This window comes from Microcystis sp. LSC13-02, assembly GCA_002282935.1.
In the GTDB taxonomy this organism is placed as follows: Bacteria; Cyanobacteriota; Cyanobacteriia; order Cyanobacteriales; family Microcystaceae; genus Microcystis.
The window spans coordinates 1-14,458 of record MTBT01000229.1 but is presented as its reverse complement, the minus strand read 5'-3'; the positions used below and the strand labels follow the sequence as shown (position 1 = coordinate 14,458).

General features: G+C 43.4%; 14 protein-coding genes. 8 read left to right on the top strand and 6 right to left on the bottom strand.

The window, feature by feature from the left end; translation table 11 throughout:
• The first annotated feature begins 237 nt into the window (after positions 1-237).
• The 3 genes from BGL89_RS14350 to BGL89_RS14340 are packed head-to-tail and all read left to right on the top strand — an operon-like array spanning position 238 to position 2,715.
• Positions 238-813, top strand: a complete 576-nt coding sequence (locus BGL89_RS14350; RefSeq protein ID WP_353743942.1) for a hypothetical protein — start codon at positions 238-240, stop codon at positions 811-813.
• Position 814: 1 nt separating this feature from the next.
• The gene (locus tag BGL89_RS14345; RefSeq protein WP_286826273.1) at positions 815-2,494 is read left to right on the top strand and encodes a glycosyltransferase family 39 protein; all 1,680 of its coding nucleotides are present in this window, start codon (positions 815-817) and stop codon (positions 2,492-2,494) included.
• A gap of 11 nt (positions 2,495-2,505) precedes the next feature.
• Positions 2,506-2,715, top strand: a complete 210-nt coding sequence (locus tag BGL89_RS14340) for a hypothetical protein (RefSeq protein ID WP_002739214.1) — start codon at positions 2,506-2,508, stop codon at positions 2,713-2,715.
• A 199-nt stretch (positions 2,716-2,914) separates the two neighbouring features.
• Here the strand turns inward: BGL89_RS14340 and BGL89_RS14335 are convergent, their stop codons facing one another.
• The 5 genes from BGL89_RS14335 to rpmH all read right to left on the bottom strand — a co-directional run bounded on the left by BGL89_RS14335 (position 2,915) and on the right by rpmH (position 5,553).
• Positions 2,915-3,409 carry a Jag family protein gene (locus BGL89_RS14335; protein ID WP_190359029.1) on the bottom strand — a complete coding sequence of 165 codons (495 nt, stop codon included), beginning with the start codon at positions 3,407-3,409 and terminating at the stop codon, positions 2,915-2,917.
• Positions 3,409-4,557, bottom strand: a complete 1,149-nt coding sequence (gene yidC / locus BGL89_RS14330) for a membrane protein insertase YidC (RefSeq protein ID WP_286826272.1) — start codon at positions 4,555-4,557, stop codon at positions 3,409-3,411. The genes BGL89_RS14335 and yidC overlap by 1 nt, the downstream gene beginning before the upstream one ends.
• 84 nt (positions 4,558-4,641) lie before the next feature.
• Positions 4,642-5,037: a PH domain-containing protein gene (locus tag BGL89_RS14325; RefSeq protein WP_286826271.1), complete on the bottom strand. Its 396-nt coding sequence runs from the start codon at positions 5,035-5,037 to the stop codon at positions 4,642-4,644.
• Positions 5,027-5,389, bottom strand: coding sequence for a ribonuclease P protein component (rnpA, locus tag BGL89_RS14320; RefSeq protein WP_286826270.1), 363 nt, complete (start codon positions 5,387-5,389; stop codon positions 5,027-5,029). Before rnpA ends, BGL89_RS14325 begins: the two co-directional genes overlap by 11 nt.
• 26 nt (positions 5,390-5,415) lie before the next feature.
• Entirely contained in the window at positions 5,416-5,553 is a 138-nt protein-coding gene (rpmH, locus tag BGL89_RS14315; protein WP_002739276.1) for a 50S ribosomal protein L34, read from the bottom strand.
• Positions 5,554-5,643: 90 nt separating this feature from the next.
• Between rpmH and BGL89_RS14310 the strand changes: the two genes are divergently transcribed.
• Both BGL89_RS14310 and BGL89_RS14305 read left to right on the top strand, forming a co-directional pair.
• A complete protein-coding gene (locus BGL89_RS14310; protein ID WP_286826269.1) occupies positions 5,644-7,608 on the top strand; it encodes an amylo-alpha-1,6-glucosidase in 1,965 nt (654 codons plus the stop codon).
• A gap of 93 nt (positions 7,609-7,701) precedes the next feature.
• Positions 7,702-8,361, top strand: a complete 660-nt coding sequence (locus BGL89_RS14305; RefSeq protein WP_286826268.1) for an HAD-IA family hydrolase — start codon at positions 7,702-7,704, stop codon at positions 8,359-8,361.
• Between the two features lie 218 nt (positions 8,362-8,579).
• On the opposite strand, the gene grpE is transcribed toward BGL89_RS14305, so the two are convergent.
• Positions 8,580-9,302: a nucleotide exchange factor GrpE gene (gene grpE / locus BGL89_RS14300; RefSeq protein ID WP_286826267.1), complete on the bottom strand. Its 723-nt coding sequence runs from the start codon at positions 9,300-9,302 to the stop codon at positions 8,580-8,582.
• Between the two features lie 240 nt (positions 9,303-9,542).
• Between grpE and BGL89_RS14295 the strand changes: the two genes are divergently transcribed.
• The 3 genes from BGL89_RS14295 to BGL89_RS14285 all read left to right on the top strand — a co-directional run bounded on the left by BGL89_RS14295 (position 9,543) and on the right by BGL89_RS14285 (position 14,213).
• Positions 9,543-11,558, top strand: a complete 2,016-nt coding sequence (locus BGL89_RS14295; protein ID WP_286826266.1) for a GspE/PulE family protein — start codon at positions 9,543-9,545, stop codon at positions 11,556-11,558.
• Between the two features lie 152 nt (positions 11,559-11,710).
• A complete protein-coding gene (locus tag BGL89_RS14290; protein ID WP_286826265.1) occupies positions 11,711-12,811 on the top strand; it encodes a type IV pilus twitching motility protein PilT in 1,101 nt (366 codons plus the stop codon).
• 187 nt (positions 12,812-12,998) lie between these two features.
• Positions 12,999-14,213, top strand: coding sequence for a type II secretion system F family protein (locus tag BGL89_RS14285; protein WP_286826264.1), 1,215 nt, complete (start codon positions 12,999-13,001; stop codon positions 14,211-14,213).
• Positions 14,214-14,458: the final 245 nt, after the last annotated feature.

Below are 14,458 nucleotides of genomic sequence, written 5' to 3'. Positions count from 1 at the left end.
GTCTTAAATCATCACTATAGGGTGCTGCCATAAAACCTTCTCCTTTTTTCTTCTTCTCTATTATGTCCTAACTACCCCGTTCTTGGCTATAACTGAGAATTTTTTTAGCATAAGCTATGATTTTTTGTCGATTAGAATGGGTAAATAGGGAATCGGGAACAGGAAAAGGGCAATATTCGTCGTCAATCTGGTTAAATAATCGGTAAATTCCCTAAAAACTGACGTATTCTCCAGAATATGACCTTAGAAACAGCGATTATGACCATAAAATTTCTCTGTCCTTTAGTTTTAGGATTATCTATTGTTATTATTGACAATGGGCAATATTTGAGAGCAGAAACGGTAACTTTGAGCGCCAGTCAACGGCAACAACTGCGATCGCTAGATGCTAAGATTATTTTACCTAACTATATCCCTCCCGGATTTCGGGCCAGCGAGATTAAAATCCTTGCAGAAGAGGGGAAAGGATACGCAGTCCTTTTTGAAAATGCCGAGAATAGCTGTTTTTTGGTGGAAGGAATCGAAAACGCCAGGGGCGATGATGGTTTAGAATTAGAGGGAACCCTAGCGCTCAATTCCCCACTATTTGGAGAAGGATACTGGCTCAATTATGGTACACCCCAAGACTCGGAATTAAGGCAACAATTCCCCGAACCTGATTTGTATTCCGATTGGATGAAAATGGGAGAATATTTTTATCGTCTCAGTGGGGCATTAATTGCCCGGGAGGAGTATGATTATCCTAATTGCCGTCAAGATATTTCACCATCGGAAGCGGTTAAAATAATCGAATCTTTCGGAGATAACAATTAAATTGAATTTATCTACAGTCATTTCTGATCTACAACAAAAAAGCAAGGAGCGGTTAGCTTGGTCTGATTTTTGCTGGTTAGGATTAGTAATAATTTTGGGACTGGTTATTAGGTTAACACAATTAACTAGCAAACCTCCCTGGACGGATGAATTTGCCACTATGGTTTTTAGTATTGGCAATAATTACCAGATAGTGCCGTTAAATCAGATAATTTCCCTCAGCACTTTATTAGCACCTCTTCAGAGCAACCATCAGGCAACTATTGCCGATGTAATTAAATTAGTTATTCAGGAGGACAATCATCCACCTTTATATTTTATTCTCGCCTATCTCTGGAATAAATTATTCTTTGATCGGGGAGAATATGTATCTTTAGAAGCGATGCGATTGCTGGCAGTATCTTGGGGAGTTATTTCGATTCCTTTAATTTATTTTATCAGTAAATTGGTCTTTAAATCAGGCTCGATCGCTTTTCTAGCGGCGATTTTAATGGCGGTTTCTCCCTATGGGGTTTTTATCTCCCAAGAAGCGCGCCATTATACTTTAGCGGTTGTATTTGTCCTCATATCTTTAGGCTGTTTTCTTAGGGCAAGCGGTCAAATTATCCACCATAAAAGAATATCCCATACTTTGGTTTTTTTCTGGTTAATTGTCAACTGTCTAGGGTTATTAGTCCACTATTTTTTTAGTTTAACTATCCTAGCGGAAGCAATAACTTTATTATTGATTTTATTCAATCAAATTAAACAAAAAAACTTTTGGATAACTAATTGGTGGCGTTTAAGTTTAGTTTTTTTAGGTAACTTGAGCTTTATTATTATTTGGTTGATCACGGTTGTACCCAAAGATTATGGCAATCAGATGACCGGTTGGATTCAGAGAGACAATGATAGTTTTTTAGCAGTAATTAGCCCCTTTTTTCAATTGCTGGGAACATTAATTACTATGCTTTCTCTGCTCCCCGTTGAATCAGAATCTTTAATAATTATCTTGATTTCTGGGGCAATAATGATCGGTTTTTTTCTCTGGATTATCCCACAATTAAAAACAGCGTGGCTAGACTCCTATAAACCAGAATTAGGCATTCTCTCGGCATTTTTTCTCAGTTCAATTGCTATTTTCTTTGTCATCACCTATCTGCTCTCGGTCGATATTACCCGGGGAGCTAGATATAGTTTTGTTTACTTTCCCTCGGTAATTTTAATTCTAGCAATTTTATTAGACAATTGTTGGCAAAGGAAGCATCAAAAAATCGTAATTATTGTAATTATCATGGCTTTAATTAGTTCCCTAAGTGTTACTTTTAATTTAGGCTATCGTAAGTATTATCGCCCGGATAAATTAGTTACCACCATCGAAAATAATAGCCGTTATCCCTTAGTAATTGCCACTAGCTATAGGAGTTTGGTGCAGGTGGGAGAAATGATGGGAATTGCTTGGGAATTTAACCAAAGATTTCCCGATAAAAACCCTAAGTTTATCTTAGTTAACTCAGAAGAAAAGCCAAATTTTAATCTGCCATCTTCTCCCCCTTTTGAATTATGGTTAATTAATTTCCATTCTTCAATAGATCGATCGGACTGTCAACTCTCAGAGTTATCCTCCAATTATGTAACAGGTTATGAATATCAAAAGTTTCTCTGTGGGCGATCGATGGATTATAATAATAAAGTTAAGTAGGGCTATTAACTATGATTATTTGGGTAAATGAACAGATTGACCCCTGCGGTTTAGTACAAGCTTGTATTGCCTGTCAAGATGAACAAGCAGCAAAAGATTGTCATCAAAGTTGGTTAACCAGTCTTACGGATGAACAAAAACAAGCGGGGTGGGTAGCAGTTTTAAGAACCGTAGAATCTTGGGATGATGTACCTGTAAATGCTCTGAAGTTAAGTTATTAACTATAACTAGGGTTTGCGGCAAAAAGTTTTTCGTGGGAAGTGGGAAGTGGGGACAAGGGAGCGGGTTTTTAAAGTTGGATGGGGAGTTAATCGCACTATTAAAAACATCAATCGATGACAAAAATTTGGCTGGCAGAGCTTTTAGAGCAAAAACAGGCGAAAAAACGCAAGAGGGCAGGTTTTACCCCACCCTTTGATCTTATTTTAAACGAATCACTAATCTGCGATCAGGTTCCACGCCGCGACTTTCCGTGGTTAAATCGTTTTCTTCCTGAAAAAAGGCATGAATTTGGCGACGTTCCGCCGAAGATAGGGCTTTTAATTCTATTTCCTGCCCTGTTTGCCGCACTTGCGTCGCCGCTTGATTCACCCAGTCGAAAAGTTCTGACTGTCTTTGTTGACGATAGCCATTGATTTCGACAATATAGAACTGATGTTCTGCCGACTCCACACCAATATTCAGAATCGTATTAGCTAGGGATTGAATCGCATCCAGTCCCTCACCCTTGTTAGCGAGGAGAAGTTCCACTTGTTGGGGACTCAATTGACTGCTATCAATAATCAACCAACAGGAGGAAGGTCCAGTTCCCAATTCCTGCACACCAATCTGGACATCTGCGGACATGGCCATCAACTTTAGCAGTTTTTCCAGCCATTGTTTAGCTTTCTCGCTATTTTGCTCCCATATACTCATTACGATGTTTTTTCCTTTTTCTTGCTAGAACGTTTTTCAAAGGGGAGAGCATCGCGGGATTTTTCCGTTTTTTCCTGTTGCGCTACCAATTTTTGCAGGTTTTCCGGTAAAGGTTCCCGCATCAAAATCACCGTTTGAATAGTTTGGAAGATGTTCGCGGTTAAGATATACATCAATACCCCCGCCGGTAAGGGGAAAAACAGGAACATCATACTAAAAATTATCGGGGTGATTTTATTCACCGTTTGCTGTTGTTGGGCTGCCCCCCCCGAAGGCGCGCCGGCACCGGATAACTCTTGGTTAACATAGATACTAATGCCGAAAGCGATCACCATCGCCAAAATATCCCAGTGAATTTCACCATTCGCACCGGTTGCCCCAATTCTTCCCAGGGCCTCAATAAAGAGAAAACCCGTATTAGCGGCAATCCCCGGCACGATAACTTTAATACTGGCATCTCCGGGGGCTAAAGCGACGATGGAACCGTCTTCATTAACTTGCAGCAGTTCTTGCCCTTTAAGCACCTCGTAGGTGGGTTTTAGGTTATTTTCGGGTACTTCCGTGGCTAATTGGCTTAAAGACTTGCCCTGGTCGTTTTGGAGGTCGATTTTTACCTGTTCTCCCGGAGCGATTTTATTGCCTTGGGGTAAAAAAGCGGTGATGGGATAGTGGAGAGATTCGTCAATATAGACGTTTTGGGGTTTGGTGGCATAGGGTTGCCGCTGCACGAGGGGGATTTGTTCCCTTGGCAGCACTTGTAAATCGACGGTATAGTTAATGTCCGAGAAGGGGGAACCCCGCAGAGTGGCAAATAAAGCCAAAAGAATCGGCATTTGTAATAACAGGGGTAAACAACCCGCTAGGGGATTGCCCAACTCCTGCATTAATTTGCCCATTTCCTCCTGTTGTTTTTGGGGGTCATTTTTGTAGCGTTGTTGAATTTCTGCCTGTCTTTCCTTCATCAAGGGTTGAGTGATTCGCATTTTTCTCATATTGCGAATCTGGCCGGCGCTGAGGGGAAAGACGGCAAATCTGACCACCAGCGTTAAAGCAATGATGGCGAAACCGTAACTATGCACAATCCGAAAGAAAAAATCTAGGATTGGCAACATGATATTTGTGGAAATAAATCCGACTCCAAAATCCATGGGTTTAATCTATGCCTTCTCGTTTAGTAGGGGTTCACTTTGACAAATCTAATTTATCGAATCTCGGCGATCGATTATTTTGTTTTATTGACTGATGATCGATTCTAGGGGACGACCGGTTTTATCGGCGACTCTTTCGGCAATATAGTCATGAATTTCGCGGAATTTCGGCATCGAGCGCATTTCTAAACGACTTCTATCCTTGAGAGTTACGACAATATCCCCCCAAAGACCAATTCCTCTCGGCATTTTCGCCACTTTTGCCACTTCTGAATAGATAATATCTGTGCGATCGCGTCCCATCCAACCCCCAGTGATCGAAATCCGCCGATCGGTTATCTTATATCTTAACCAGATTGCCCGCACCACTGCCCCAACGGTCAAAGGTAAACAAATCACCGTAAATCCTAGCAGGATATTGATGATTAGGTCGCCGATGTGCGGACCCCCTTCATAAAAAGGTTCTTCTTTAATGCCCATGAATTATATTGGCCTTCACTAACAACTGCTTTAATTCTCGCAAAAAATGTTCATAATTGCACTCGATCGCCTCGGGACGGATAATGATTATCCCTCGCCATCCTGTCGCTATTTCTGGCAATAACTGCCGAATTGCCGCTCGCATTTGCCGTTTTAGTCGATTACGAACCACCGCTTTTTTACTAACTTTCTTGCTAATCGAGATGCCAAAACGACTGGGAAGAGGCTTATCCTGGCCAGAATCCTCTAAACTAATTAAGGTTAAGTGGGAACCGTGATAACGCCTCCCTTTTCCATAGACAGCTTGAAAATCCTGTCGATGTTTTAAGCGATGAACTTGGGGTAGTCCCACGAAAATTAGTCGGTTCCCAGAATAACCTAAACACTTAAACGATAGCGCCCTCTTTTCCGACGAGCTTTAATCACTTTACGTCCGTTGACGCTACGCATTCTCGCTCTAAATCCGGAAGTGCGCTTCTGTTTGCGCGTGGTTCCTTCTAAAGTACGTTTACTCACTGCCGATTTTCCTCCTTAAGATAGAGTTAGTCTATAGATATAAAGACACAATTTTTAATTATAACAAAATTACTAGGAATTTGGAAGCTCATGGTCAAGCTCCGTTTCGGTCGGGATATCTGTAATTGTCTTCCGGTGGCTGAAAAGCGCGAATGGTTAGTCACTAATGGTATCGGTGGTTTTGCTGCGGGAACCGTGGCCGGATTGCTAACTCGCTGTTATCATGGCCTCTTGATCGCTGCTTTGGCTCCACCGACGAAAAGAACGCTTCTTGTGACTAAAATCGATGAATCGGTACAATATAACCAGAAACTTTATCATCTGGCCAGCAATCGCTGGTTAGGTGCTACGATCGAACCACAAGGCTATATTAATATCGAAAGTTTTCATCTGGAAGGGACAATTCCCGTCTGGACTTTTATCTGTGGGGATGCCTTACTAGAAAAGCGTATCTGGATGGAAGCGGGAGAAAATACCACCTATACTCGCTATACCTACCTTCGCGGCAATTCTCCTTTAACCCTGAATCTGACTGCTTTTGTCAATTATCGTGATTTTCACGGCAATACCCAGAGTTTTAACTGGCAAATGGCTATTAGTCCCCTGGAAAAAGGAGTAAGAGTGATTGCCTATGACTATGCTGTACCTTTTTATCTATTAATCAGTCAAGGGGAGGTTTTTCCCGCTAATATCTGGTATTATCGCTTTGATTTGGCCGTGGAACGTTATCGTGGTTTAATCGATCGGGAAAATCATCTCCATGGGGCTAGTTTTTCGGCTACTCTTAAAGTGGGAGAATCGGTGACAATTGCCGCTAGTACCCGTCCCGATCCGAATTTAGACGGTCAATCTTCTCTAGAGTCTCGCTATCGCTACGAGAATAGTCTGATTAATCCCCAGCAGCCCGAATGGATTCAACAACTTACCCTCGCTGCCGACCAGTTTATCGTTAGTCGTCCTCTCCCCGATCAACCGGAGGGCAAAACGATGATCGCGGGTTATCCTTGGTTTGGTGATTGGGGTCGCGATACGATGATCTCCCTAAGAGGATTAACTTTGACTACAGGCAGACCTGCGATCGCCCGTCAGATTTTACTAACTTTTTCCCGTTATCTAGACCGGGGTTTATTGCCGAATTTACTACCCGATGGGGGAGAAATGCCCGAATATAACGCTGTCGATGCTATTCTTTGGTATTTTGAAGCCATTCGTTCCTATTTTAACCAAAGCCAAGATTTTGAGTTTCTCAGAACTATTTATCCCGCTTTAACGGAAGTGATCGCTTGGTTTCGTCTCGGCACTCGCTACAATATTCACCTAGATGACGATGGTTTGATCTATGCCGGGGAAGCGGGAGTACAGTTAACTTGGATGGATGCCAAAGTTGATGATCTGGTGATTACTCCCCGCATCGGCAAACCCGTAGAAATTAATGCCCTTTGGTTCAATGCCCTAAAAATAATGGTTCAATTTGCCCATTATTTGGGCATGGATGCCACTGATTACGAAAAAATGAGAAAAATGACCTTAAAAGGTTTCTCTCGCTTCTGGGACGATTCTCTGGGGTATTGTTACGATGTTTTGGATACGGACAAGGGTAATGATGCCAGTTTACGACCGAATCAACTTTTTGCCGTGTCTTTGTCGGTGGAGGAGTTATTAAATTCCCCACAGAAAAGGGCTATTGTCGATATTTGTGCTTTAAAATTGTTGACTTCTCGCGGTTTGCGATCGCTAGATGCCGATCATCCTGATTACCGTGGCGTTTACAGTGGCGATCGCTTAAAAAGAGATAGTGCCTACCATCAGGGGACAGTCTGGGGATGGTTATTAGGGGCATTTATCGAGGCCCATCTGAAAGTCTATCGCGATCCCATTCTAGCTGAGAGTTTTTTAACACCGATGATCGACCATCTTCGGGATAGCTGTATCGGTAATTTAAGTGAAATTTTCGATGGCAATGCCCCTTTTACCCCTAGGGGTGCTTTTGCCCAAGCATGGACAGTGGCAGAGGTATTAAGGGTTTGGCAAGTGATCCGAGAATTTCGGCCATAATCCTTTAAAATGAGCAATTGTTTAGGTGTGTTAGGCCACCTAAAGGGCCGACCCTAAAAACCTGAGAACGAACCATTCATAGACAAAACTCTCATGCAGAAACCGCAAGTTATTTTTCTCGATGCTGTGGGTACTCTTTTTGGAGTAAAAGGCAGTGTCGGAGCAATTTATAGCCAAATAGCGGCGGATTTTGGGGTAGAGGTGGCGGCCGAGAGTCTAGAACAATCTTTCTTGGCTATTTTCCCCACTTCTCCCCCTCTCGCTTTTCCTAACGTTGAACCTGCACAAATTCCTGAGTTAGAGTATCAGTGGTGGCGATCGTTGACTGGGGCAGTTTTTAATAATTTAGGTTATCTGGCACGATTTCCCGATTTTGAGGCTTTTTTTGGCCAACTTTATCGTCATTTTGCCACGGCCGAGCCTTGGGTGCTGTACGAGGATGTCATTCCCGCTTTAAGACTCTGGCAGCTTCAGGGGATCGAGTTGGGCATTATTTCTAATTTTGATAGTCGTATCTACCAAGTTTTGGCCGAATTAGGCTTAGAATATTTTTTTCGATCGATCACGATTTCTTCCCATGCGGGAGTCGCTAAACCCGATCCGGAAATTTTTCAAATCGCCCTGCAAAAACATGATTGTTCCCCCCCACAAGCTTGGCATATTGGCGATAGTAAAAAAGAGGATTACCAAGGAGCAAAAACCTTGGGTATAGAAGCGTTTTTAATTAAAAGATCAATAGGGTTGGCTGAATAAATCTAAAAACCTTGTTGGATAATATCTTTGGCTCTTATGGGTAAAATCCTACACCCCACACCCCACAGGCCACACCCTGCCCCCACGAAAAACTTTTTGCCGCAAACCCTAGGTCAAGAGAGAAAAGGTCTTTCAGTGGGAATAGGGGATAGGGAGGGAATACAGACCCTACCAGCTAAATACCTAACCCTCGAAACGGTTTAATCCCGATCGGGATTTTAGGCCGATTCCTGCGATGGAATGGAAGTAGATTCTGACTGATCGGCGTTAGGATCCGCCGCTTTGGGGGCGGCCACTTTTACCAAAGCATGACGCAAAACATCTTCTCCGAGAGTGTATCCTCGCACTAACTGCTCGACCACCGTGCCTTCGGGATGTTCATCGGTGTACTCCCGCATCATCGCTTCGTGGTAGGTGGGATCAAAGGGTTGACCTTCCGGACGCATAGGGGAAACGCCTAAACGCTTGAGACTTTCTACTAAGGTTTTATAGACCCCTTGGTAACTCTTGTGAATACCCATCTCGCCATCATTAGCCGGTTTAATTTGAGTACGGGCGCGCTCAAAATTATCCACCACGCCAAGAATTTCCATCAGGGTTTTGCCCTTGATTTTTGTTTCCAGTTCCTCTTTTTCCTTGGCTGTGCGTTTGCGAAAATTGTCGAAATCGGCCGCTAGAGTGATATAGCGTTTCTTGTAGGCATCAACCTGTTGGGTTTGTTCCTCTAAATCCTGTTTGAGATTGTCGATTTCCTCTTGTAGAGCATCGATAGTCATTCCACCTAGAAGGGAAAATTCCTCGCTAGAGGCTGCCTGGTTCGTCACCGTTTTGGCTTCATCGGTGACACTGGCTTCCGATTCGGTTGTAAGGGATTCAGGGGAATTAGGAAAGGATTCTTGGTTTTCGTCGAAAATTGCTGAGTTATTCGGTTCTGCACTCATAGTATACAATTTTAGTGGGTAATTTGGCAATATATGACCATTCACTGCTAATTTTGGTCTTTAAGTACCAGCTAATAATCAAGGTTTAACCTTTAATGTAACATTTTGTGGACAAGATGCGTAACTGGATATAAGCGAACCCGATAGATAATCGGTGATCTAGAAAAATTTTTGCTAGAATGCAATTTTCTCAGTAAAATTGGGAACATTTAAGGGTAGTGGAGAGGTTAAGAATCGTCTATGACATTTTCTTCCAAGAAAACCCGTGCCGTTGCCCTACGTAATTACTTTTCCCCCTTTGGTAACAAGTTGGTGCAGTCGGGATATATCGGTGCCGACCAGATGCAACAGGCCCTAGTGGAAACACGGAAATCGGGACGATCGCTAGTAGAAATATTACAACAACTAACCGGGCGCCCTTTGCCCTTGGATTTACAGCGACAGTATAAGAAAAACCAGTTATTTGAACTAAAAATTCTCTACGGAGTCCAATCGCTCGACCCCGAATTAACCGATGTGGATGGACTGGAAATAGCCCGATTGATCGATTCTTTGATTCCGATCGATCTTTGTCGTCGCTATCGTCTCATCCCCCTGCGAAAGATCGAAGGGGAGCCGGCTGCGATTTTGATAGCCATGGTCGATCCCGACAACCTCGAGGCTTCCGACGATATTAATCGTATCCTCCGCCCCAGGGATTTAGGTTTACAGCGTTTGGTGATTACCAGCGAAGATTATGAAAGATTACTGGAAAAATTCCACTCGGCTCAATCGGAACTAGAACTGGAAAAAAGCCGACTGCAAAAAGAAAAAGAACTGGAAAAACTCTCGGATCTCACCGATATTGTCGGCAATGTTGATGTGGCCTCCGGGGGTGGTAACGATGAAGTGGCCGATGATCTCGGAGAAGGGGAAGCTAATCAAGCTCCCGTCATCAACCTGGTCAATAAAATTCTAGCTAAAGCCCTACGGGAAGGGAGTTCCGATATTCACATCGAACCCCAAGAAGAATTCCTGAAAATTCGCTTTCGCAAAGATGGAGTTCTTCATCCAGCTTTTGATCCACTGCCGAAAAAATTTACCCCGGCGGTAACTGCCCGTTTTAAAATCATGGCCGATCTCGATATCTCCGAACGTCGTCTTCCCCAAGATGGTAAAATTCGGCGGATGTATCAAGGGCGGAAAGTGGATTTTCGGGTTAATACCCTGCCGAGTCGCTACGGGGAAAAAGTCTGTTTACGGATTCTCGACAACTCGGCTACCCAGTTGGGTTTAGATAAACTAATCACCGACCAAAAGACCCTGCAAATCGTCCGAGACATGGCTAGTCGTCCCTTTGGTCTGTTGCTGGTGACAGGACCGACTGGTTCAGGGAAATCCACCAGTTTATACTCGGTGTTAGCGGAAAGAAATCACCCTGGAGTTAATATTAGTACCGCCGAAGACCCGATCGAGTATTCTCTACCAGGCATCACCCAGGTGCAGGTAATTCGGGAGAAAGGCATGGATTTCGCCTCGATTCTGCGGGCATTCATGCGACAAGACCCGGATATTATTCTGGTGGGAGAAACTAGGGACAAGGAAACGGCTAAAACAGCGATCGAGGCGGCCTTAACTGGTCACTTGGTCCTAACTACCCTACACACCAACGATGCCGCAGGTGCGATCGCTCGTCTCGATGAGATGGGGGTTGAACCGTTTATGATTTCTGGTTCTCTCTTGGGAGTCTTGGCCCAGCGTCTCATGCGGCGCGTCTGTACCGAGTGTCGAGTCACCTATCACCCCACCCAAGAGGAATTAGCCCGTTTTGGTCTTTCCGCCGCCAATGAACGGGAAGTGACCTTTTATAAGGCTAATACCCTAACCCTAGAGGAAATTCAACAGGCGCAAAAACAGGGTAATCTTTGTCCCAAATGTGGTGGCAGCGGTTATAAAGGTCGCGTAGGGGTCTATGAGGTAATGCAAAATAGTGAACGACTACAGCAGTTAATTAACCAAGGGGCAACCACTGATCGCATTAAGGAGACGGCCGTCGATGAGGGCATGGTGACACTCCTAGCCTATAGTTTAAATCTGGTGCGCGAGGGTTACACCACCCTCGAAGAAGTGGAACGGGTGACATTTACCGATTCTGGTCTGGAAGCGGAACTAAAAGCCAAACGGAAAAGCGGTTTAATCTGTCGTGGTTGTTGCGCCGAACTACAACCAGAATGGCTCGATTGTCCCTATTGTATGACACCGCGATTTAGTGACTAAGACAGTTTTTCAGTTATCAGTTATGAGATTTGAGTTTTAAGTAAGGAGTATTAAGTGAGTAGTTTTAAATAGCACTTTCCCAATGTCTTTTCACTGTTCACTGGTTACTGGTTACTGTTCACTGATTTTACCTTATAGATGGGGTTTAACTTATGGAATTAATGATCGAAGATTTAATGGAACAATTGGTCGAGATGGGCGGTTCCGATATGCACATTCAGTCTGGGGCGCCGGTCTATTTTCGCATTAGTGGCAAACTGTCCCCGATTAATGAAGAATCTTTAACCCCGCAAGATTGTCAGAAATTGATTTTTAGTATGCTCAACAATACCCAAAGAAAAGAGTTAGAGCAGAATTGGGAATTAGACTGTTCTTATGGGGTGAAAGGATTAGCAAGATTTAGGGTCAATGTTTATAAAGAAAGGGGAGCTTATGCAGCTTGTTTACGGGCTTTGTCTTCTAAAATTCCTAACTTTGAACAATTAAATTTACCTAGAGTAGTACGGGAGTTATCGGAAAGACCGAGGGGATTAATTCTCGTAACTGGTCAAACAGGTTCAGGTAAAACTACCACTTTAGCGGCAATTTTAGACTTAATTAATCGGACTAGATCTGAACATATTTTAACTGTAGAAGACCCAATTGAATACGTTTTTCCTAATATAAAAAGTCTGTTTCACCAACGACAAAAAGGAGAAGATACCAAGAGTTTTGCTAACGCTTTAAAAGCATCTTTACGGGAAGATCCTGATATTATACTTGTGGGAGAAATGCGGGATTTAGATACAATTAGTTTGGCAATCACGGCGGCAGAAACCGGTCACTTAGTCTTCGGCACATTACACACTAGCTCGGCAGCGGGAACAGTGGATCGGATTATTGACGTTTTCCCTGCTAACCAACAGGCACAAATTCGCGCCATGTTATCCAATTCTTTACTAGCAGTTTTTAGTCAAAACCTAGTCAAGAAAAAAAATCCTAAACCTGGGGAATTTGGTCGGGCAATGGTACAGGAAATCATGGTGGTAACTCCAGCGATCGCTAACCTAATTCGGGAAGGAAAAGCCCCCCAAGTCTATTCAGCAATTCAAACGGGAATGAAGTTAGGAATGCAAACCATGGAACAGGGATTAGCTAATTTAGTTGTTAGGGGTGTTGTCTCTTTGGAAGAGGCCATTTCTAAAAGCGGTAAACCCGATGAATTACAGCGTCTTATCGCCGGGGCCAGCACTAACGCTAAAGCCCGGATTTAATCACAAATAGTAACCTTTAAGCGTTCGTCAGCCCCTATCAGTTATCAGTGAACAGTGACCAGTAATCAGTGAAAAGAAAGTACCGAAGTTTTCACTTAACACTATCTACCCACTTAAAACTCCAATCTGATAACTGATAACTGATAACTGATAACTGATAACTGATAACTGATAACTGATTTGTCCTATGCCTAATTTTGTCGCACAAGTTAAAAACGGATCTGGAAAAGTTTTCCAAGAGAAAGTTGAGGCCATGTCTCCCGAACAGGCCCGGACGATGCTGAAGGCAAAATATGCCGCCGTCGGTAAGGTCAAAAAAGTGGGGGGAGAGATCGATCTTTCCGGTTTAGAGTTAATGTTTTCCAGCATTTCCATCAAAGATAAAGCGGTTTTTTCCCGTCAATTTTCGGTAATGATTAATGCTGGTGTGGCGATTGTGAGATGTTTGGGAGTTTTGGGGGATCAATGCGGTAATCCCAAGATGAAAAAAGCCCTACAAGCGATTAGTGCTGAGGTACAGCAAGGGAGTCCGTTATCGGAAGCGATGGCCAAACATCCCGAATGTTTTGATCAACTTTATGTCAGTATGGTCGAAGCTGGAGAGACGGGGGGGGTACTCGATGAAGTGCTGAACCGTCTCTCGAAACTTTTGGAAGATATGGCCCGCTTGAAAAACCAGATTAAATCAGCGATGACTTATCCGGTAGCGGTGGGAATTTTGGCGATAATTGTGTTTTTCGGGATGACAATTTTTTTAATTCCCGTGTTTGCGAAAATTTTCACCGATTTAAAAGTGCCACTACCAGCTTTAACGCAATTTATGCTCTTTTTAAGTGGTGTGATGCGTAGTTGGTTGATTTTAATTCCGATTGTCACCATTGTTGCCACGGTTTTTTTACTGCGTCGCTATTACAAAACCCCGATGGGTCGTCTGCAAATTGACCAGTTTTTCCTTAAAATGCCTCTTTTTGGTGATTTGAATGAAAAATCGGCTGTGGCTAGATTTTGCCGGGTTTTTGGGACTCTGACGCGTTCTGGTGTCCCGATTTTAAGTTCCCTCGACATCGTTTGTAATACGGTGGGTAATCAGGTAATTGCCAATGCGATCGCTGGTGCCAAGGCAGAAATTCAGCAGGGGGGAATGATGAGTTTAGCCCTACAAAAAGCCAATGTTTTCCCAGCTTTGGCAATTCAAATGATTAGTATTGGGGAGGAAACGGGAGAATTAGATGCCATGATGATGAAAGTGGCGGATTTCTACGAAGATGAGGTGGAACAGGCCGTTAAAGCTTTAACCAGTATCATTGAACCCTTGATGATGGTTGGTATTGCGGGGATCGTGGGAACTATTCTTTTGTCTATGTATCTGCCCATGTTTAAAATCTTCGACGCGTTGGGATAAGTTGATCAGTAGCTTGAAATCAGCAAGATTTTAATTTTCATCTCCTTTTATTTGATTGGGTGAATCTGTGTCTTACGAGACTTTATTAGCGGAATATAGCTGTCGTCAGAGGGCGATCGAATTATTGCGACAATATCGCCCCTAATTAGGGTTTAAAGTCTTTTAGTGGGGACAGGGAACAGGGAACGCCGGAACCGCCGAACGGGAACAGTTTTTGAGGCTTTAACCCATCCGGCACTGTCATA